At 72.0% G+C, this 18,307-nt stretch carries 19 protein-coding genes and 1 tRNA gene; 13 read left to right on the top strand and 7 right to left on the bottom strand.

Translation table 11 applies throughout. The annotated features are described in order from the left end of the window. The first annotated feature begins 142 nt into the window (after positions 1–142). From AB4Z14_RS17515 to AB4Z14_RS17475, 9 genes are read left to right on the top strand one after another with little or no spacing between them, the layout of a single operon-like run. Positions 143–1,771: an ABC transporter substrate-binding protein gene (locus AB4Z14_RS17515; protein ID WP_442276322.1), complete on the top strand. Its 1,629-nt coding sequence runs from the start codon at positions 143–145 to the stop codon at positions 1,769–1,771. A 28-nt stretch (positions 1,772–1,799) separates the two neighbouring features. After that, positions 1,800–2,732: an ABC transporter permease gene (locus tag AB4Z14_RS17510; RefSeq protein WP_056771735.1), complete on the top strand. Its 933-nt coding sequence runs from the start codon at positions 1,800–1,802 to the stop codon at positions 2,730–2,732. Continuing rightward, positions 2,729–3,682, top strand: a complete 954-nt coding sequence (locus tag AB4Z14_RS17505) for an ABC transporter permease (RefSeq protein WP_442276321.1) — start codon at positions 2,729–2,731, stop codon at positions 3,680–3,682. Before AB4Z14_RS17510 ends, AB4Z14_RS17505 begins: the two co-directional genes overlap by 4 nt. After that, on the top strand, positions 3,679–4,518 hold the full coding sequence (locus tag AB4Z14_RS17500; RefSeq protein ID WP_442276320.1) for an ABC transporter ATP-binding protein: 840 nt from the start codon (positions 3,679–3,681) through the stop codon (positions 4,516–4,518). The genes AB4Z14_RS17505 and AB4Z14_RS17500 overlap by 4 nt, the downstream gene beginning before the upstream one ends. After that, a complete protein-coding gene (locus AB4Z14_RS17495; RefSeq protein ID WP_442276319.1) occupies positions 4,511–5,359 on the top strand; it encodes an ATP-binding cassette domain-containing protein in 849 nt (282 codons plus the stop codon). Before AB4Z14_RS17500 ends, AB4Z14_RS17495 begins: the two co-directional genes overlap by 8 nt. Beyond that, entirely contained in the window at positions 5,356–6,348 is a 993-nt protein-coding gene (locus AB4Z14_RS17490) for an aldo/keto reductase (RefSeq protein ID WP_442276318.1), read from the top strand. The genes AB4Z14_RS17495 and AB4Z14_RS17490 overlap by 4 nt, the downstream gene beginning before the upstream one ends. Then, positions 6,345–7,148: an HpcH/HpaI aldolase family protein gene (locus AB4Z14_RS17485; protein ID WP_442276317.1), complete on the top strand. Its 804-nt coding sequence runs from the start codon at positions 6,345–6,347 to the stop codon at positions 7,146–7,148. The genes AB4Z14_RS17490 and AB4Z14_RS17485 overlap by 4 nt, the downstream gene beginning before the upstream one ends. Then, complete coding sequence (locus tag AB4Z14_RS17480) at positions 7,145–8,380, top strand: sialidase family protein (protein ID WP_442276316.1); 1,236 nt, start codon at positions 7,145–7,147, stop codon at positions 8,378–8,380. Before AB4Z14_RS17485 ends, AB4Z14_RS17480 begins: the two co-directional genes overlap by 4 nt. Beyond that, positions 8,377–9,120, top strand: a complete 744-nt coding sequence (locus tag AB4Z14_RS17475; RefSeq protein ID WP_442276315.1) for an SDR family NAD(P)-dependent oxidoreductase — start codon at positions 8,377–8,379, stop codon at positions 9,118–9,120. Before AB4Z14_RS17480 ends, AB4Z14_RS17475 begins: the two co-directional genes overlap by 4 nt. A 202-nt stretch (positions 9,121–9,322) precedes the next feature. Here AB4Z14_RS17475 and AB4Z14_RS17470 read toward each other — a convergent pair whose 3' ends face one another. From AB4Z14_RS17470 to AB4Z14_RS17455, 4 genes are all read right to left on the bottom strand, one after another. Next, positions 9,323–10,516 (bottom strand): thiolase family protein, encoded by a 1,194-nt coding sequence (locus AB4Z14_RS17470; protein WP_442276314.1) that lies wholly within the window; start codon positions 10,514–10,516, stop codon positions 9,323–9,325. A gap of 73 nt (positions 10,517–10,589) precedes the next feature. Then, positions 10,590–10,662: transfer RNA gene (locus AB4Z14_RS17465), tRNA-Lys, on the bottom strand. A gap of 124 nt (positions 10,663–10,786) precedes the next feature. Continuing rightward, positions 10,787–11,413, bottom strand: coding sequence for a hypothetical protein (locus AB4Z14_RS17460; protein WP_442276313.1), 627 nt, complete (start codon positions 11,411–11,413; stop codon positions 10,787–10,789). 122 nt (positions 11,414–11,535) lie between these two features. Then, on the bottom strand, positions 11,536–12,471 hold the full coding sequence (locus tag AB4Z14_RS17455) for an LPXTG cell wall anchor domain-containing protein (protein WP_442276312.1): 936 nt from the start codon (positions 12,469–12,471) through the stop codon (positions 11,536–11,538). Between the two features lie 155 nt (positions 12,472–12,626). On the opposite strand from AB4Z14_RS17455, the gene AB4Z14_RS17450 reads away from it, so the two are divergent. Beyond that, positions 12,627–13,148 carry a YbhB/YbcL family Raf kinase inhibitor-like protein gene (locus tag AB4Z14_RS17450; RefSeq protein WP_442276311.1) on the top strand — a complete coding sequence of 174 codons (522 nt, stop codon included), beginning with the start codon at positions 12,627–12,629 and terminating at the stop codon, positions 13,146–13,148. A 94-nt stretch (positions 13,149–13,242) separates the two neighbouring features. On the opposite strand, the gene AB4Z14_RS17445 is transcribed toward AB4Z14_RS17450, so the two are convergent. Together AB4Z14_RS17445 and AB4Z14_RS17440 are read right to left on the bottom strand one after the other, a co-directional pair. Then, positions 13,243–14,031: a sigma-70 family RNA polymerase sigma factor gene (locus AB4Z14_RS17445; protein ID WP_442276310.1), complete on the bottom strand. Its 789-nt coding sequence runs from the start codon at positions 14,029–14,031 to the stop codon at positions 13,243–13,245. 125 nt (positions 14,032–14,156) lie between these two features. Beyond that, a complete protein-coding gene (locus AB4Z14_RS17440; RefSeq protein WP_442276309.1) occupies positions 14,157–14,471 on the bottom strand; it encodes a hypothetical protein in 315 nt (104 codons plus the stop codon). An 86-nt stretch (positions 14,472–14,557) separates the two neighbouring features. Here AB4Z14_RS17440 and AB4Z14_RS17435 point away from each other — a divergent pair, with 86 nt between their 5' ends. From AB4Z14_RS17435 to AB4Z14_RS17425, 3 genes are read left to right on the top strand one after another with little or no spacing between them, the layout of a single operon-like run. Further along, a complete protein-coding gene (locus AB4Z14_RS17435; protein WP_442276308.1) occupies positions 14,558–15,310 on the top strand; it encodes a (Fe-S)-binding protein in 753 nt (250 codons plus the stop codon). Then, positions 15,307–16,797 (top strand): lactate utilization protein B, encoded by a 1,491-nt coding sequence (locus AB4Z14_RS17430; protein WP_442276307.1) that lies wholly within the window; start codon positions 15,307–15,309, stop codon positions 16,795–16,797. Before AB4Z14_RS17435 ends, AB4Z14_RS17430 begins: the two co-directional genes overlap by 4 nt. Further along, positions 16,794–17,414, top strand: coding sequence for a LutC/YkgG family protein (locus tag AB4Z14_RS17425; protein WP_442276306.1), 621 nt, complete (start codon positions 16,794–16,796; stop codon positions 17,412–17,414). Before AB4Z14_RS17430 ends, AB4Z14_RS17425 begins: the two co-directional genes overlap by 4 nt. Here AB4Z14_RS17425 and AB4Z14_RS17420 read toward each other — a convergent pair. Next, positions 17,407–18,258 carry a hypothetical protein gene (locus AB4Z14_RS17420; protein ID WP_442276305.1) on the bottom strand — a complete coding sequence of 284 codons (852 nt, stop codon included), beginning with the start codon at positions 18,256–18,258 and terminating at the stop codon, positions 17,407–17,409. The genes AB4Z14_RS17425 and AB4Z14_RS17420 overlap by 8 nt on opposite strands. Positions 18,259–18,307: the final 49 nt, after the last annotated feature.

Below are 18,307 nucleotides of genomic sequence, written 5' to 3'. Positions count from 1 at the left end.
CCGGACGGCATACGACCAACCGCCCCTTCACAAAAAACGCTACAGGTATTGCGCGAATCGCGCAATGGTGCGAAGGTGGTCCAACCCGAGGGGCGCAGCGTGCGCCGCCGACGGGGAGGCCACCGCTCAACGAGGAGTCCCGATGCCCCAGCAGCCCGCTCTGCTTCCCACGTCTGACCAGCCGACGCGGGAGGTCTCGCGTCGCTCGATCCTCAAGCTCGCCTCGCTGGCCGGCGCCGGAGCGCTCTTCGCTCCCGCGCTCGCCGCCTGCGCCGGGCCCAAGTCCGCCACCACCGCGAGCACTGCCGGGGCAGGGGCCGCGGGGGGCACACTGAGCATCGTGCTCAACCGCAACCTGGTCAGCCTCGACAACAAGCTGAACCAGTACGACGCGGCCGTCACCGTGCAGCGCGCCGTCCGTGAGGCCCTGACGAAGATCGGCGACAAGCTGACCCCCGAGCTCGTCCTCGCCGAGTCGTTCGAGCAGACCAAGCCCACCGAGTGGACGGTCAAGCTGCGCAACGACATCCACTACTCCGACAAGTCGAAGGTCACGGTCGAGGACGTCGAGACCGCGCTCAAGCTCTACTTCGAGGTCAAGGCCGGCTACGTCGCCTCGCAGTTCCCCGAGCAGCCGACCTTCACCAAGGTCGACGACACGACCTTCACCCTGACGACCAAGAGCCCCGTCGTCTCGCTCAACTCGCTGATGTCCAACATCCTCATCACGCCGGCCAAGGACAACAAGGCCGAGGAGCTCGGCACCGGCCTCGGCACCGGACCGTTCACCATCGCGAGTGCCGACTCCGGCACCGGCACCTACCGCCTCGTGCGCAACGACAACTACTGGGGCACGCCGGCCAAGCTCGAGACGGTCAACGTCAGCTACCAGGAGGAGGAGGGCGCGCGCGTCATCGCCATCACCTCCGGCCAGACCGACGTCATCGACACCATCACGCCCGAGTCCGCGACGTCGCTCAAGACGAACTCCGACATCGACGTCATCGAGACCCCGGGCACGCGCCTGATCCACCTCTTCTACAACTTCCGCAAGCCGGCCGGCAGCCCGCTCGCCAACCCCAAGGTGCGCGAGGCGCTCTCCTACGCCGTCGACCACGAGTCGCTCATCAAGGCGCTCATGAACGGCCAGGTCAACTCGGCCGAGGGTGTCGTCCCGACGACGCTCGCGGGCTTCGCGAAGACCGGTGAATACGCGTACGACCCCGCCAAGGCCAAGCAGATGCTCGCCGACAACGGCGCGTCCGGGCTCAAGGTGCGGATCATCTGGGAGGACTCCGAGTTCGCCGGTGCCTCGCGCGTGCTCGAGGCCATCTCGCAGATGTTCGCGGCCGTCGGTGTCACCGCCGAGCTGAAGATGATCCCCAAGGGCGGCGAGATCAACGCCTGGCGTCGCGGCGAGGCCGGTGACTGGGACATCCTCGCCAACGGCTACGGCAACCAGACCGGGCTCGCGCTGACCAACCTGCAGGGCCAGTACGGCGGCACGGCGGAGAAGGAGAAGACGCGCGACACCTACCACGGCTTCGTCGTCCCCGAGATCACCGCACTGCTCGACCAGGCCGCCGCCGAGAGCGACGAGGCCAAGCGCAACGACCTGCTCAAGCAGGCCCAGGAGAAGATCTGGGCGCAGTGGCCCGCCGTGTGGGCCTGGACGCCGAACAACGTCCTCGCCAAACGCAAGCGCGTCCAGAACCTCAACCTCCGGGCGACGAACTCCTACGACCTCGCCGCCGTGACCGTCTCCGGCTGATCCCAGCCGACCAGACCAAGGTGATCCCATGCTCACGTACGTCCTCAAACGAGTCGGCCAGACGGTCCTGACGGCCTTCCTGGCCGTGGCGACCGTGTTCGTCCTGCTCCGCATGGCCCCGGGCGACCCCGCGGCCAACTATGCGCCGCCGAACCCGAGCTCGGAACAGCTCGAGGCGATCCGCCAGCAGTTCGGGCTCGACCAGCCGATCCCCGTGCAGTTCTGGACGTTCCTGCAGCACCTGTTCCAGGGCGACGTCGGCACGTCGTTCTTCTTCAAGCGCCCCGCGCTCGACGTCGTCCTGGAACGCCTGCCCTACACGATCACCCTCGCGGTCGCGGCGATCGTCGTCACGTCGGTCGTCGCGATCCCGTTGGGGGTGTGGATGGCGCGCCGCAACAACACGGCTCCCGAGCTGGGGGCCAACATCGGCACCATCGCCGGTCAGTCGATGCCGGACTTCTGGATCGGCTTCGTACTGCTCATCCTCTTCGCCGTGAACCTCCACTGGTTCGCACCGTCGGGGTTCGACTCGGCCGCCTCGATCATCCTGCCGACCCTCACGATCGCGATCCTCCAGATCGCGCTCATCTCCCGGCTCGTGCGCCGGGAGATGGTCGTCAACCTCGCGTCGCCCTACTTGACCGTCGCACGGTCCCGCGGGGTGTCCGAGCGGGCGCTGACCTGGCGCTACGCCTTCGCCAACGCCGCCCTGCCGGTCGTGACCGCGCTGGGCACACGCTTCGCGGCGATGCTCAACGGCGTCGTCATCGTGGAGGTCGTCTTCAACTGGCCGGGCGTCGGCGAGCTCGTCGTCAACGCGCTCAAGCAGCGCGACTTCCCGCTCATCCAGGCGACCGTCCTCGTCACCGTGCTCCTGGCGCTCGCCGTGCAGCTGCTCGTGGACCTGCTCTACCCGCTCATGGACCCGCGGGTCCGACTCGGAGAGGCCAGCTCATGACCACCTCGACGAACCTGCCCGGCCACCCGCAGGTGCCGAACCTCGCCGAGGTCCCCGGCTCCATCCTCGGCCGCGAGTCGGCCGTGACGAAGGTGCTGCTGCGCCGGTCGGCGGCGGCCCGCCGGGCCCGCTACAGCACCGTGAAGATCTGGGTCGGGGCGATCTGCGCCGGCGTGGTCGTCCTCCCCGTGGTCCTGGCCAACGTCCTCCCGCTGCCCGACCCGATCGTCGGCCGGCTGAGTGAGTCGTCGCTGCCACCGTTCAGCGCGGGCCACCTGCTCGGCACCGACCCCAACGGACGCGACCTGCTCTCGCGCATCCTCCACGGCGGTCAGACGTCCCTCGTGATCGGCTTCCTCGCGATCTTCGTCTCGGGGCTCTTCGGCATCGTCGCCGGCGCAGCAGCCGGCTACTTCGGCGGCTGGGTCGACACGATCATCTCGCGGTTGCTCGAGGCGCAGATGGCACTTCCGCTGCTGCTCATGCTGCTCCTCGTCGTCGCCCTCTTCGGCCCGTCGATCCCCGTGATCACGCTCGTCATCGCCTTCGCCCAGTGGCCGGAGCCGGCGCGCATCACCCGCGCCCTCGTGCTCGTCGAGCGGGAGAAGCCGTACGTCGCGGCCGCGCGGGTGCTCGGACTGCCGAAGCTCTCGATCCTCAGCCGGCACGTCGTCCCCAACATCCTCCAGCAGGTGCTGGTCGTCGTGCTCCTGCTGCTCGCCCAGGCCGTGCTGCTCGAGAGCGCCCTGTCGTTCCTCGGAGCGGGCGTCCAGCGGCCGTACCCCACGTGGGGCGGCATCATCTCCGACGGACGCGAGCTCTTCGTCACCGGCAAGCCCTGGCTCGTCACCGTGCCCGGCGTGGCCATCGCGCTGCTCGTCGTCGGCGTCAACCTCGTCGGAGACGGCCTGCGCGACCGGGTGCGACGCGCGAAGGGAGACCAGACATGAGAGTCCTCGAGGTCACGGACCTGCAGGTCGAGCTGCTGACCGGCACGAGCGTCGTGCGTGCGGTCGACGGCGTCAGCTTCCACATCGACCAGGGCGAGACGGTGACGATCATCGGCGAGTCCGGCTCGGGCAAGTCGACGACGGCGATGGCGATCCTGCGCCTGCTGCCCGACGACCTCGCGGTCATCTCGGGCGAGGCCCGCATCGGCGGCCAGGACGTCACTGGCAGTCGGAAGGTCATCGACAAGCTCCGCGGCCGGGCCGTGGCGCTCATCCCGCAGGACCCCATGACGGCCCTCAACCCGATCCGCACCATCGGCCGGCAGATGACCGAAGCCGTCCGCATCAAGTATCCCGACCTCGGCCGGGCCGAGGCGAAGGCGCGGGCCCTGTCGCTCATGGAGCAGGTGCACATCCGCAACCCCACCAAGCAGTTCGACGCCTACCCGCACCAGCTCTCGGGCGGCATGCTCCAGCGCGTCCTCATCGCGATGGCGGTCTCGACCGACGCCGACCTCATCGTCGCCGACGAGCCGACGAGCGCGCTCGACGTCACGGTGCAGGCGGGCATCCTCGACCTGCTCCTCGAGCTGCAGGAGCAGACGGGCATCGCGCTGCTGCTCATCACCCACGACCTCGGCGTGGCGAGGCTCATGAGCGACCGCGTCCACGTCATGAAGACAGGCGCCTTCGTCGAGGGCGGCCCGGTCACCGACGTCGTCGACCACCCCCAGCACCCCTACACCCAGAAGCTGCTCGGAGCGATCCCCGAGCTCGGCCCCTGGGAGGACCCGGGCGCCAGCGAGCCGCTCGTCAAGGAGGCCAGCCATGGCTGAGGACCTGCTCACCGTCAGCAACCTCGTCGTCGAGTACGGCACCGGCAAGGACGTCTTCCGCGCCGTCGACGACGTGTCCTTCAGCGTCCCGCGCGGCGGCACCCTCGCCATCGTCGGGGAGTCCGGCTGCGGCAAGTCGACGATCGCCAAGGCGCTCGTCCGGCTGCTGACGCCGACCTCCGGTGTCATCGACCTCGACGGCACCGACCTCGCCCGGCTCTCCGAGAAGCAGCTGCGCCCGATCCGCCACCGGGTGCAGATGGTCTTCCAGGACCCGTACGGCTCGCTCGACCCCCACCTGACGGCGCAGGAGATCGTCGCCGAGCCGATCCGGGTGCGCGGGGAGAAGTCGCGCCGGGCCCAGCGCGACAAGGCGGCTGCGCTCATCGAGCGGGTCGGACTGCCGCGCACGGCCCTCGAACGCAAGCCCCCCGAGTTCTCCGGCGGGCAGCGCCAGCGCATCGGCATCGCCCGGGCGCTCGCGTCCGGTCCGGAGCTGCTCGTCTGCGACGAGGCGACGAGTGCGCTCGACGTCTCCGTCCAGGCACAGGTCCTCGAGCTGCTCGCCGACATCCAGGCCGAGACGGGCCTGACCTACCTCTTCATCTCGCACAACCTCGGCGTCGTCCGTGCCATCTCGCAGGACACGGTCGTCATGCGCGCCGGCCGGATCGTCGAGAGCGGGCGCACCGACGACCTCCTCTCGCGGCCGCAGGAGGAGTACACCCAGCGCCTGCGCCGCTCCGCGCTCGAGCCGGGCCTCATGACCGGCATCAAGCCGCGTCACCTCATCCGCCACATCGCCGCCTCCCGCACGGCCGAGACCGAGAAGGCCTCATGACGACCGCAGCCCTCCCGACCACCGACCTGCCGGGTCTCGACCGACCGCTCTCGCGACTCGTCCTCGGGACCATGACGTTCGGCGACACCGTCGACGTCGACACGGCCCGCACCATGGTCGACACCGCGCTCGACGCCGGCATCACCTCGATCGACACCGCCAACGGGTATGCCGCCGGGCGCAGTGAGGAGATGCTCGCCGAGATCCTCGTCGGCCGGCGTGACGCCGCGACGATCGCGACCAAGGCCGGCATCTACCCCGGCGACGCGGGTGACGCCCCGCTCCTCTCGGCCGCAGGCCTGCGGGCCTCGCTCGAGGCCAGCCTGCGCCGGCTGCGCACCGACCACGTCGACGTCTACTACCTCCACCAGCCCGACCGCTCGGTGCCGATCGACGAGACCGTCGCTGCCCTGGGCGAGTTCGTCAAGGAGGGCACGGTCCGCGCGATCGGTGTCTCGAACTTCTCGGCCTGGCAGGTCGGCGACGTCTTCGCGGCGTGCGACGCCCTCGGCACGCCACGACCGATCCTGGCCCAGCAGCTCTACAACCTCGTCGCCCGTCGCATCGAGGCGGAGTACTCCGAGTTCGCGACGAGCAAGGGCCTGGCGACCATCGTCTACAACCCGCTCGGCGGCGGCCTGCTCACCGGACGCCACTCCTTCACCGAGCCGCCGGGCGAGGGGCGTTTCGGCTCGTCGGCACTCGCGGCGATGTACAAGGACCGCTACTGGAACGCCGAGACGTTCGCGGTCATCGAGGCCCTCGGCGCCATCGCGTCGGAGGCCGGAATCACCCTCCCCGAGCTGTCGCTGCGCTGGCTGCTGAGCAAGCCGGTCGTGACGTCGGTGCTGCTCGGGGGATCTAAACCACACCAGTTGGAGGCCAACATCACTGCTGCACAAGCCGGTCCGCTCCCCGATGACGTCATCGCCGCGTGCGACGAGGCAGGCCTGGCGATCGCCGGGTCCATGCCGGGGTACAACCGATGAGCGGCGGAGGCACGGCGATCGAGCGCAGCCGCGAGCGGGTGCTCGACTACGCCCGGCGGGTCCGGGCCCGCGAGACGATCCTCGGCTACTGGGTCATCATCGACTCTCCCGTGTCGACGGAGCGGCTCGCCCGGCTCGGCTACGACTACGTCTGCTTCGATGCCCAGCACGGTCTGCTCGACTACAAGGGCATCCTCGCCGGCATGACGGCCATCGACGCGGGCGGCGAGTCCGTCGGCATGGTCCGGGTCGGCGCCAACGACCCCTTCCTCATCGGGCAGGCCCTCGACTCAGGCGCAGCCGGCATCATCGTGCCCCTCGTCAACACGGCCGAGGACGCGGCCCGCGCGGTGTCGTTCGCGAAGTACCCGCCGCTGGGCATCCGCTCCTACGGCCCGATGCGGTCGCAGCTGCGGATCGGCCCGAACCCGGCAGACTCCAACGCGGCGACCGTCGTGCTCGCCATGATCGAGACGCCCCAGGGCCTCGAGAACGTCGAGGCCATCGCGGCGACACCGGGGATCGACGGGCTCTACATCGGCCCCTCCGACCTGCGCATCGCCGTGGGTGGGGCGACGTCGACCGACCCCGCCGTCGATGAGGCCTTCGAGGCCGCTGTCGACCGGATCCTGGGCGCTGCCAAGGCTGCCGGCATCGCCGCAGGCTTCCACACGCCGAGCGGTGAGGTCGCCGCCAAGCGCCTCGGGCAGGGCTTCACCCTCGCCACCGTCTCGTCGGACCTCATCCACCTCGAGCAGGCCGCGACGGCCCACCTCAAGGCGGCGCGGGGAGAGTCGTGAGCGTCTCCAGTGCGTCCGCCGAGGCGCTCCCGACCGACGGCGTGCTGCGCCCGCGCGACGGAGGCGGCCACACGGCATACCTCCCCACCCCGACGGTGCAGTGCCACGCCGCCAACCTCGCGTGGCTGCCGAACGGCGACCTCGCGTGCGTGTGGTTCGGCGGCACCCAGGAGGGCGTCAGCGACATCACCGCCTACCTCAGTCGTATGCCGTCCGGCGCGGACACATGGCTCCCCCCCGTGCCGCTGAGCGACGACCCGACGCGATCGGAGCAGAACCCGGTCCTGTTCACGGCGCCCGACGGCGACGTCTGGCTGCTCTACACCGCGCAGCTCGCCGGCAACCAGGACACGTCCGAGGTGCGGCGACGGGTCTCGCACGACGGTGGTGACACGTGGGAGCCGCCGACGGTGCTGCTCCCCGCGACGGGGGCCCGTGGCGTCTTCGTGCGCCAGCCGCCCGTCGTGACCGCTGGCGGCCGCATCCTGCTGCCCGTCTTCAACTGCGTCACCGTGCCCGGCGAGAAGTGGGTCGGCAACGAGGACACGTCGAGCGTGTGGTGGAACGACGACGGCGGCGACTCGTGGACCGAGGCGCCGGTGCCGGGGTCGCTCGGCTGCGTGCACATGAACCTCGTTGCACGACAGGACGGTTCGCTCTGGGCCTGCTTCCGGAGCCGCTGGGCCGACCACGTGTGGGAGACGACGTCGACCGACGCCGGCCTGACGTGGGCCGAGCCGACTCCGACCGCGCTGCCCAACAACAACTCCTCGATCCAGGCCGTCGCCGTCGGTGGCGGCGAGGTCGCGCTCGTCTTCAACCGGAGCTCGGCGCTCGACGCCACCGAACGCCGCGTGTCCCTCTACGACGAGATCGACGACGAGGGTGTCGTCGACGGACTCGACGGTCCGGTCGTCGCGGAGCCGTCGCCCGAGGCGGCCGAGGTCGCAGGTCGACGGACGGCCTTCTGGGGTGCACCGAGGGCGCCCATGACGCTGGGCCTCAGCCCCGACGACGGGCGCAGCTGGCCCGTTCAGGTGGACCTCGAGACCGGCGACGGCTACTGCATGTCCAACAACTCACGTGACGGGCTCAACCGCGAGCTGTCCTACCCCTCGGTGCTGCCCGGCCCGGACGGTGACCTGCACGTGGCCTACACCCACCACCGGCGTGCCATCAAGCACGTGCACCTGCCGGCCGACGTCGTCGACCGCCTCCGCCGGGGCCGGTGACAGCGCCGACGCGGTCCGAGCCGGCCGCCACCCCACGCGACGGGCGCGCGACACGCACCGCGGTCGTCACAGGGGCCAGCTCGGGCATCGGTCTCGCCATCGCCCACGACCTCGTCGGTGCCGGGTGGCGCGTCCTCGGGCTCAGCCGCTCGCGCGGTGCGCTGTCGGACGCCGCCACGTGGGTGCCGTGCGACCTGGCCGACGTGATCTCGGCCGACGAGGCCGTGCGCGCGGTGCGTGGGACCGCGACCGGCGGCGTGGACGCCATCGTCCACGCCGCCGGTCTGCAGTACTCCGCCGGCGTCGGCGACCTGCGACCCGAGCAGGGAGAGCGCATGTGGGCCGTGCACGTTCGCGGCGCCGAGCTCGTCGTGGGCGGGCTCATCGGCGTCCTCGGCGACGAGGGCCGGGTCGTCCTCGTCGGTAGCCGGACCATGACAGGGGTCCCCGGCAAGAGCCAGTACGCCGCGACGAAGGCCGCCCTCGCGGCGATGGCGCGGGCATGGGCGTCGGAGCTCGCCCCGCGACGGATCACCGTCAACGTCGTCGCGCCGGGGCCGACGCGGACGGCGATGCTCGATGACCCCAACCGGGCGTCGGTGCCACCCGTCGTGCCGCCCCTCGGCCGGCTGGTCGAGCCGTCGGAGGTCGCCGCCCTGACCCGCTTCCTGCTCGAGCCGACCGGCGCGATGGTGACGGGTCAGACCATCGTCATGTGCGGCGGCGCGTCCCTGCCGTGAACCGCGCCGGCGCGTCTGGCGGGCGTCCGCGGGTCGCGCACGCGTGCACGTTCCCCGCAGGGGTGCGCGCTGCAACCCGCACCACCGAGGTGAGGGCGCACTCCCGGGTAGGGGCCGCACTCCGCGCGTCCGCAGGTCGCGCGTCCCGGGCATATGCCGCGTGGCCGGGTCCGGCTGGCGGGTCCGGCAGGGCTGCGAGAGCTCAGGAGGTGACGTTCTCGAGGACGACGGCGAGTCCCTGACCGACGCCGATGCAGATGCACGCCACGCCCCAGCGACACCCGGAGCGCTGCAGGTCACGGGCGAGCGTGCCGAGGATGCGCCCTCCGGACGCGCCGAGCGGGTGGCCGATGGCGATGGCGCCGCCGTGACGGTTGACGATGTCGGGGTCGATGTCCCACGCGTCGACGCAGGCGAGCGACTGCGCGGCGAAGGCCTCGTTGAGCTCGACGGCCGACACGTCGGTCCAGGTGATACCGGCACGGGAGAGGGCTCGCTCGGCGGCCTCGACGGGCGCGAAGCCGAAGTACTGCGGGTCGAGGGCGCTCGCGCCGCGACCGGCGATGCGTGCGATCGGGGCGAGCCCGAGGCGCTCCTGGGCGCCGGCACTCCCGAGCAGCACCGCGGAGGCGCCGTCGTTGAGCGGCGAGGCGTTGCCGGCGGTGACGGTGCCACCCTCGGTGCGGAACGAGGTGCGCAGGCCGGCGAGGCGCTCGGCCGTCGTGTCGGCGCGGATCGACTCGTCGCGGGCGAGCTCGACACCGGGGACCGGCACGACGAGGTCGTCGTAGAAGCCCTCGGTCCACGCTGCGTCCGCGAGTCGGTGCGACCGCGCGGCGAACGCGTCCTGGCGCTCACGGGTCACGCCGTGCCGCTCGCGCAGCTGCTCGGTGGCCTCACCGAGCGACACCGTCCACTCCGACGGCATCCTCGGGTTGACGAGGCGCCAGCCGAGCGTCGTCGACGAGAGCTCGAGATTGCCCACGGGATACGGCTTCTCGGTCTTCGGCATCACCCACGGTGCTCGCGTCATGGATTCGACGCCGCCGACGAGCACGACGTCGGCGTCACCCGTCTCGATCTGCCGCGATGCGATGATCGCCGCGTCGAGGCTCGAGCCGCAGAGGCGGTTGACCGTCGTGCCCGGGACGCTCGTCGGCAGGCCGGCGAGCAGGGTCGCCATGCGCGCGACGTTTCGGTTCTCCTCGCCGGCGCCGTTCGCGTTGCCGAAGACGACCTCGTCGACGAGACCCGCGTCGGTGGTGAGGCCGGGGGACCGGTCGACGACCGCCCGCACGACGAGCGCCCCGAGGTCGTCGGGCCGGGTCGCCGCGAGGGCGCCACCGAAGCGGCCGAACGGGGTGCGGACGGCGTCGTAGACGAACGCGTCGTTCACGGTCGTGACTTCCTGTCGGAGCGGACGGCACACAGCAGGCGCACGCCTGTCGTATGCCGTGGCGTCACGCTCGTGGGCCCCGTCGGGCTCGAACCGACGACCGGCGGATTAAAAGTCCGATGCTCTACCGACTGAGCTAGAGGCCCGTGGTCCGACTCGGCGCGTTCGCACCGTTCCGAACCCGCCGTCAGTATGCCCGACCGCCCGACCCCAGCCGAACCCGCGACCCGCCGAGGCGCGATCGCCCGGCCCCGGTGTCGGGTGCGGGTGTCAGGTGTGGCGGCCGCGCACCCAGTCCTCGAGGGTCCCGTCGACGTGGTCGCGCATCACGAGGGACCACACGAGCACGGAGGCCGCGAACTCCCCGATGGGCGCGGCGGCGGCGACGTCGTCACGCAGCGCCGCGAAGCCCGGACCGTCGGCAGGCCGACGGAAGCGCAGGCGCGGGGAGTCGAGCACCACCGCGCGGGCGCTCTCGGGGAGGCTCTCGACGGTGGCCGGTCGGGCCGCGGCCACGGCGCGCCGCGCGCGGATCGCCCTCACCCGGAGCAGACCGCCGGTCGTCACGCCGACGGCGGCGGCGGCCAGCACGACAGCCAGACCCAGCCCGAGGTCGGACTCGCCGACCGGCCAGCGCCACGCCACGGCGGTGGCCCCGGCCGCGAGCACGAGTGCGACCGCGAAGGGCCAGGCGAGGCGCCCCCAGGCGGCGTCTCGCTCGAGCCGCTCCTGCTCGTAGTAACGCGAGGCCCACTCGCGCACGGCGAAGACCGGGAAGCCGCACGCGTCCTGCGGCGCGGCGTCGCCCGTGGACGGCGGAGCCGTCGGCCCCGTCATCCGGTGCGTGGGCCCAGGTCGCACCGAGTCGGTGCTGTGCGCTTCTCGCTGCTCGCGCATCGGACCCCTGTCTGCTTTGTCACGTTTCGTGAGCTTCAGCGTAACGAGGGATCGCGTCGTACGTGGGACGTCCACGCGGGGCGGGCTCCCTGTCTTCGCGGCGCCAGCGCCGTCGGAGCGCGTCAGGCGCTGGTGTCGGGCCGGTCCGTTCCCGCTGCGGCGGCCGGACTCTCGACGGGGCCGAGGGTGGCGCGCAGCTCGCGCCGGGCCGAGTCGATGACGGCCCGACGGGCCCGGAACTGGTCCGGGTCGGCCGTCGGGGCGGTCGCGAGGTCGGCGCCGACGGCCTCCACGAGGCCCCGCAGGAGCCCGCGGACGTCGGTGACCCGTTCGGCGCGGGATCCGTCCGGCGCTTCCGTGGCCAGGGTGTGGAAGGCTTCGTCGATCTCCAGCAGTCGGGGCTGGGCGGCCGTCCAGATCGGCAGCGCCTCGGCGGCACTCCGCCGCTCGAGGACCTGGGTGGTGAGCGAGTCCTCGACCCAGGACGCCTCCTTCTCCGCGGCAGCCAGTCGGTCGTCCCAGGCCTGGAGCTCCGCCTGTGCCTGGCGCCGCCGGATCAGGAACCAGGCGAGGGCGCCGAGCAGGACGAGCAGCAGCAGCCACGGCCACCAGGTCGTCCCCTGCTCCGAGGTGGGCGCCGCCGGCGCGGCCTCGGTCGGGGCCGGCGTGGGGGACTCGCTCTCCGACGGTGTCTCGGTCACCGTGGCCGTCTCGGTCCGGGTCACCGTGGCCGTCTGGGTCCTCGTCTCCGTCTGCGTCTGCGTTTGGGTCTGCGTCTGGGTCTGCGTCTTGGTCTGCGTCTGCGTCTGTGTCACGGTCTGGGTCTCGGCCGGGACGGTCCGGGTCGGCAGCTCCGGGAGCGTGACGGCCGGCGCGCTGGAGGTCGGCGCTTCTGCCGGCGCGCTGGCGGCCGGCTCGCTCGCGGAGGGCAGCGCCGAGCGGCTGATGCTCGGCAGCGTCGTCGGCAGGGTCACCGACCCGCTGCCGGAGCACGCGGCGAGAACCGCGATCACGACGAGGGTGGCCAACGCGCTGACCAGGGCAGGAATGCGTCTCATGGCCGATTGTCCGCGCACGACCCATGGCGCGGGCGTCACCCGCGCGGGGTGAGATGGCGCCAGCCCGCGGTGGCCACGGGTGCGCGCTCCGACCGGGACGGCATACGGACTCGGTGGGTATGGTGCAGACGTCAACGACTGAGCAGGAGGACCGCATGAGCCTGGACCGACCGGTCGCCCCGAACCCGTACGACCTGCTGCCGCAGGTGCCCTCCTTCACGGTGACGAGCACCGACGTCATCGATGGGCAGCCCCTCGAGGACGACCAGGTGGCAGCGGAGGGCAACACGTCCCCGCAGCTGTCCTGGAGCGGTGCACCGGAAGGGACGCAGAGCTACGTCGTGACGTGCTTCGACCCCGATGCCCCCACCCCATCGGGCTTCTGGCACTGGGTGCTGGTCGACGTGCCCGCCGACGTCACCTCACTCGACACGGGTGCGGCGTCGGCAGCCTTGCCGGGCAGGGCATTCCACGTGCGCAACGACGGTGGTGAGGCGGGCTTCATGGGCGCTGCCCCGCCCGAGGGGGACATGCCGCACCGCTACTTCTTCGTCGTCCACGCCGTCTCGGAGCCGACGCTCGGCGTCGACGACTCGGCGTCGCCGGCCGTCGTCTCGTTCAACCTCGCCTTCAAGACGCTCGCCCGAGCCGTCATCCACGGCACCTACCAGCACTGACGCCCGGCGGCGCCGGACGACGGCGCAGCCCGCACCGCCGTCGTCTGCGGTGCGGGCTGCGTGCTGCGTGCTCCGGGACCGGGTGGTCCGCCCGTCAGGCGCTCATGAGCTCCGCGGACTCGAGGTGGACGCGCAGCTCGGCGAGGACCCGACGCAGCAGCCGGCTCACCTGCATGGCGCTGAGGCCCATGGTCTGGGCGATCTCGGCCTGCGTCATGTCGTGGGCGAAGCGCAGCTCGACGATCTCCTGGTCGCGCGGGGGCAGCCGCTTGAGCGCTGTCCGCACGACGATCCCGTCGTCGAGGCCCGGGTCCGTGTGGTGCTCCGCGCGGGCGTCGACGAGGTCGAGGACCGGACGGCCGCCCTCGGTCGTCGTGGCGTCGAGCGAGGCCGGTCGAAGGTTTGTCGAGGCGACCTGCGCCTCCTTGACCTGCTCGAGGGTCAGCTCGAGGGCCGTGGCGAGGTCGTCCTGGGTGGGCTCGTGGCCGAGCGTCTGCTCGAGGCGCGTGCGGGCGTCGGTGACGAGCTGCCGCCGCTCCTGCAGGCCGCGCGGGGGTCGGACGAGCCAGCCGTGGTCGCGGAAGTGGCGGCGCAGCTCACCGGTGATGGTGGGCGTCGCGTAGGCGCCGAACTCGGTCTCCTGGGAGAGGTCGAAACGCTGGATCGCCTTGAGCAGAGCGAGGAATGCGACCTGTTCGAGGTCGTCCCGGTCGAGGCCCTTCCCGGCGTAGCGGTGCGCGAGGGACCGGGCCAGTGGCATGTGCAGCCGGGTCACCGTCTCGAGGGCCTGCGCCTTCTCGGTCTCGGAGTGCGAGGTGCGGACGGTGGTGATGAGGTCACGGGTGCGGGCGTCCTTGCGGGGACCGCGCGAAGGGTCGGTCATGTCTGCTCCATCCAGGGATGTGGGTGGCGGCGCTTGCTTGACCGACGTGAGGAACCTTAGACAAAGTCTCAACATTGCACAAGGGCTGAACAGATCAGCCCGGCCGGACCGGGCGGGGCAGGCCCTCAGGCGGGGCGGTGGAGCACGGCTGCCTCGGGCGTCACGACGAGCTCTCCGTCCCCGATCTCGGCGACCGTGCCGTCGACGAGGAGCGACCGGTCGCCGGCCTCCCGCGGCGGGAAGACGAGCGTGACGCCGCGGTGCTCGCCGACGAGGCGCGTGGCCGTCGAGCCGATGCGGTCGACGAGCAGACGGTCGCCGTCGAGACGTGGCCGCACCCCGAGCACGTGTGGCCGCTCATCGCCGAGACACACGAGGAACGCGTAGTCGTGGTGCCCCATCGCCTCGCCCAGCTCCGAAAGCTCCACCTTGACGCTCATGACGACCTCCACCGTCCGGGTCCGCGCGCCCAGGTGGCGCGGACGACTCACCTCATCGTCCACCTGCGCTGTGCGAGGGTGTGGGTATGCGAGTGGCGTTGATGGTGACCTGCCTCAACGACGCGATGTTCCCGGACGCCGGCAAGGCCGTCGTGACGCTGCTGCGCCGCCTGGGCGTCGACGTCGAGTTCCCCGCGGCCCAGACTTGTTGCGGCCAGCCGATGGTCAACACGGGCTACCTCGACGAGGCCGTCCCGGTCGTGCGCACCTTCGTGCGGGCGTTCGAGGGCTACGACGCGATCGTCACGCCGTCCGGGTCCTGCGCCGGTTCTGCCCGCCACCAGCACTCCGTCGTCGCGCGCCGTTCGGGCGACGAGGGCCTCGTGGCCGCCGTCGCCGAGATCTCGCCGCGGGTGCGTGAGCTGTCCGAGTTCCTCGTCGACGACCTCGGGGTGGACGACGTCGGCGCCTCCTTCCCGCACTCCGTCACGTACCACCCGACGTGCCACTCGCTGCGGATGCTCGGCGTCGGTGACCGCCCCGAGCGGTTGCTGCGCGCGGTGCGCGGCCTCCGGCTCCTCGACCTCCCGCGGGCCGAGGAGTGCTGCGGCTTCGGAGGCACCTTCGCGCTCAAGAACGCCGACACCTCCGTCGCCATGGGCGCCGACAAGGCTCGGCACGTGCGTGAGTCGGGAGCCGAGGTCCTCGTCGCCGGCGACAGCTCGTGCCTCATGCACATCGGTGGCCTGCTGACGCGGCAACGAGCCGGGGTCCGCGTCATGCACCTCGCCGAGGTGCTCGCGTCGACGGAGGGTGCGACGCCCGGGGGCGCCCGATGAGCCGCACCTTCGTCGGTATGCCGCCGTTCCCCACCGCCGCTCGCGCCGCCCTCGCCGACACGCAGCTGCGGGCCAACCTCGCCCATGCGACGACGACGATCCGGGCCAAGCGCGCGGCCGTCGTCGCCGAGGTCGACGACTGGGAGGCGCTGCGCCTCCGGGCCGCCGCGATCAAGGACGACGTCCTGCTCCACCTCGACGAGCATCTCGTCCGGCTCGAGGAGTCACTCACCGCACGAGGCGCCATCGTGCACTGGGCACGCACCGCCAATGAGGCGTCCGAGGTCGTGGCGCAGGTCGCCCGGGCCCACGGGGTCGACGAGGTGGTCAAGGTCAAGTCGATGGCGACGCAGGAGGTCGAGCTCAACGAGTACCTTGCGGCACAAGGGATCTCGGCGTGGGAGACCGACCTCGCCGAGCTCATCGTCCAGCTGGGCGACGACCTCCCGAGCCACATCCTCGTGCCCGCCATCCACCGCAACCGAGCAGAGATCCGCGCCGTCTTCGAGCGCGAGATGGGCCGAGTCGGGCGGCCGGCGCCGGTCGACCTCACCGACGACCCGGCACGCCTGGCCGAGGCGGCCCGCCTGCACCTGCGCGAGAAGTTCCTCCGCGCGAAGGTCGGCGTCAGCGGCGCCAACTTCGCCGTCGCCGACTCGGGCACCCTCGTCGTCGTCGAGTCCGAGGGCAACGGCCGCATGTGCCTGACCCTCCCCGAGGTGCTCGTGTCGGTCGTCGGCATCGAGAAGGTCGTCCCCACGTGGACCGACCTCGACGTCTTCCTCACCCTGCTGCCGCGGTCGTCGACGGGGGAGCGGATGAACCCCTACACCTCGACGTGGTCGGGCGTGACGCCCGGCGACGGTCCGCAAGAGGTGCACGTCGTCCTCCTCGACAACGGCCGCACGCGAGCGCTCGCCGACGAGGTCGGCCGCCAGGCCCTGCGCTGCATCCGGTGCTCCGCGTGCCTCAACGTGTGCCCGGTCTACGAGCGCACCGGCGGCCACGCCTACGGCTCCGTCTACCCCGGCCCCATCGGCGCCATCCTCAACCCGCTCCTCAAGGGCGTCGGCCACGACGACCAGACCGACTCCCTGCCGTATGCATCGTCGCTCTGCGGGGCGTGCTTCGAGGCCTGCCCCGTGCGCATCGACATCCCCAGCGTGCTCGTCGACCTGCGCGCTCAGGTCGTCGACGCCCACCGGTCGGGGGTCCCCAAGCCCGAAGCCCTTGCCATGCGCGCGGCCGCCGCGACCTTCGGGTCCGGGGAGCGTCTCGCCGCCGCCGAGCGTGCCTCGGGCCTGGCCGGTCGAGCCCTCGACGCGATCTCGCGGATCGCCCGTCGTGACAGGCGTGCCGGTGGCCGACGGCTCCTCGGTCGCCTGCCCGGCCCCGGCGCCGCCTGGACCGACGCGCGCGACCTGCCCGCGCCGCCCGCGGAGTCGTTCCGCGCCTGGTGGAAGCGCACCGACGGAGGCACGCGGTGAGCGCGCGCGACGAGATCCTCGGTGCGGTCCGCGACGCCATCGCGTCGGCGCGGCGTCCCGTCGACATACCTGCGCTCGACCGGGCCGAGCGCGACGGTGACGTCGACCTCTTCGCCGAGCGGGTGGCCGACTATCGCGCCACCGTCGTGCGGTGCGGCCCGGACGGTGTCGACGCCGCCATCGAGGCAGCCCTTCCCGAGGGCGCCACCGTCGTGGTCCCCGACGGGATGCCCTATGCCGTCCCCGGCGCGGTCCCGGATGCGGCCCTCAGCGCGGCGGACCTCGACGCGACGACGGCCGTGGTCACCACGGCGACCGTCGCGATCGCGACGACGGGGACGATCGTGCTCTCACACGGTCCCGGGGAGGGGCGGCGGGTGCTGACACTGGTGCCCGACCTCCACGTCTGCGTCGTCCGCGCCGACCAGGTCGTCGACGACGTCCCGGCCGCCGTCAGGCGACTCGACCCGGCGAGCCCGACGACGTGGATCAGCGGGCCGTCGGCGACGAGCGACATCGAGCTGAGCCGCGTCGAGGGCGTCCACGGCCCACGGACCCTCCACGTCGTCCTCGTCAGCGGGGCGGACGGCATACCCCCGGCTGACGGTGTCAGCTGACGCGGGTGAGCTTGTAGTGCAGGCGAACCGCGGTGGCCGACCACATCCGCAGCTCGTGGTCGGTGCGGAGAACGCCCTCGCCGTCGACGTAGACGCGGAAGCGCTCGTGGACGGGCGCCCGTGAGGCGTGGGCGCGGCGGTCGTCGGTCACGACGACGTACGCGCCGTCGCTGCCGAACGGCCCCGGGGGCGAGTCGAGCTGCAGCGACCCGTCCGGGAGAGCCGTGGGGCGCAGGAACACCTGGACGTTGCCGGCCTCGAGCGGGAAGGTCACGTGGACGCTCGGGCGGTCCGCGCCCGGCAGCACCCGGCTCGCGTAGCACCCGCTGTAGACGTACTCGCCGGTCGAGCGCAACGAGCGGATCCAGCCCGCGGCCCGCTGCCGGCCGCTGTCGTCGGAGATGACGGCGACCCGGCTGTCCATCCCGTGGGCGACGTCGAGGGGGCGCATGGGCAGCGCCAGCTGCTGGACGCGTCGACCGAAGAAGCGCGACACGAGCTCGCCGCCGGGCTGGAAGGCCGCGGTCCACTGCGTCCACACCTCCATCCGCCAGCGCGACGTGTGCTCGTAGAAGTCGCGGACGTCGGGATGCAGGGCTGCGGCGCGGAAACCCGGCCCGTCGAGCACCGACAGGTCGGGGAGCAGGCCGGCGCCGTCGACGTCCTCACGCACCTCACCGCCCCAGCGTGCCGCGGCGCTCGCCAGCCACGCGTCGCCGACGACGGCACCGTCGTGGACCGGCGCGTCCAGCCAGGCCTGCGCGCCCGCCAGCTCGACGGGCCGACCCGTCGTGCGCCAGAACGTGCGGGTGACGCGGTCGAGGCGCGGCATGAGGGAGCTCACGAGCGCAGCGTGCCAGACCGGCGCCGTGGGTGCCGGGGGCTAGCCTGCT

The sequence above is a fragment of the Terrabacter sp. 2TAF16 genome (assembly GCF_052115065.1).
GTDB lineage: Bacteria > Actinomycetota > Actinomycetes > Actinomycetales > Dermatophilaceae > Terrabacter.
The sequence above is the reverse complement of the archived record's forward strand: the minus strand, read 5'-3'. Positions and strand labels throughout refer to the sequence as shown.

Bases quoted from the DNA above. Each gene is read 5' to 3' on its own strand.
- AB4Z14_RS17515 (WP_442276322.1), top strand. From the start codon at position 143: ATGCCCCAGCAGCCCGCTCTGCTTCCCACGTCTGACCAGCCGACGCGG.
- AB4Z14_RS17510 (WP_056771735.1), top strand. From the start codon at position 1,800: ATGCTCACGTACGTCCTCAAACGAGTCGGCCAGACGGTCCTGACGGCC.
- AB4Z14_RS17505 (WP_442276321.1), top strand. From the start codon at position 2,729: ATGACCACCTCGACGAACCTGCCCGGCCACCCGCAGGTGCCGAACCTC.
- AB4Z14_RS17500 (WP_442276320.1), top strand. From the start codon at position 3,679: ATGAGAGTCCTCGAGGTCACGGACCTGCAGGTCGAGCTGCTGACCGGC.
- AB4Z14_RS17495 (WP_442276319.1), top strand. From the start codon at position 4,511: ATGGCTGAGGACCTGCTCACCGTCAGCAACCTCGTCGTCGAGTACGGC.
- AB4Z14_RS17490 (WP_442276318.1), top strand. From the start codon at position 5,356: ATGACGACCGCAGCCCTCCCGACCACCGACCTGCCGGGTCTCGACCGA.
- AB4Z14_RS17485 (WP_442276317.1), top strand. From the start codon at position 6,345: ATGAGCGGCGGAGGCACGGCGATCGAGCGCAGCCGCGAGCGGGTGCTC.
- AB4Z14_RS17460 (WP_442276313.1), bottom strand. From the start codon at position 11,413: ATGCGCGAGCAGCGAGAAGCGCACAGCACCGACTCGGTGCGACCTGGG.
- AB4Z14_RS17455 (WP_442276312.1), bottom strand. From the start codon at position 12,471: ATGAGACGCATTCCTGCCCTGGTCAGCGCGTTGGCCACCCTCGTCGTG.
- AB4Z14_RS17450 (WP_442276311.1), top strand. From the start codon at position 12,627: ATGAGCCTGGACCGACCGGTCGCCCCGAACCCGTACGACCTGCTGCCG.
- AB4Z14_RS17445 (WP_442276310.1), bottom strand. From the start codon at position 14,031: ATGACCGACCCTTCGCGCGGTCCCCGCAAGGACGCCCGCACCCGTGAC.
- AB4Z14_RS17440 (WP_442276309.1), bottom strand. From the start codon at position 14,471: ATGAGCGTCAAGGTGGAGCTTTCGGAGCTGGGCGAGGCGATGGGGCAC.
- AB4Z14_RS17435 (WP_442276308.1), top strand. From the start codon at position 14,558: ATGCGAGTGGCGTTGATGGTGACCTGCCTCAACGACGCGATGTTCCCG.
- AB4Z14_RS17430 (WP_442276307.1), top strand. From the start codon at position 15,307: ATGAGCCGCACCTTCGTCGGTATGCCGCCGTTCCCCACCGCCGCTCGC.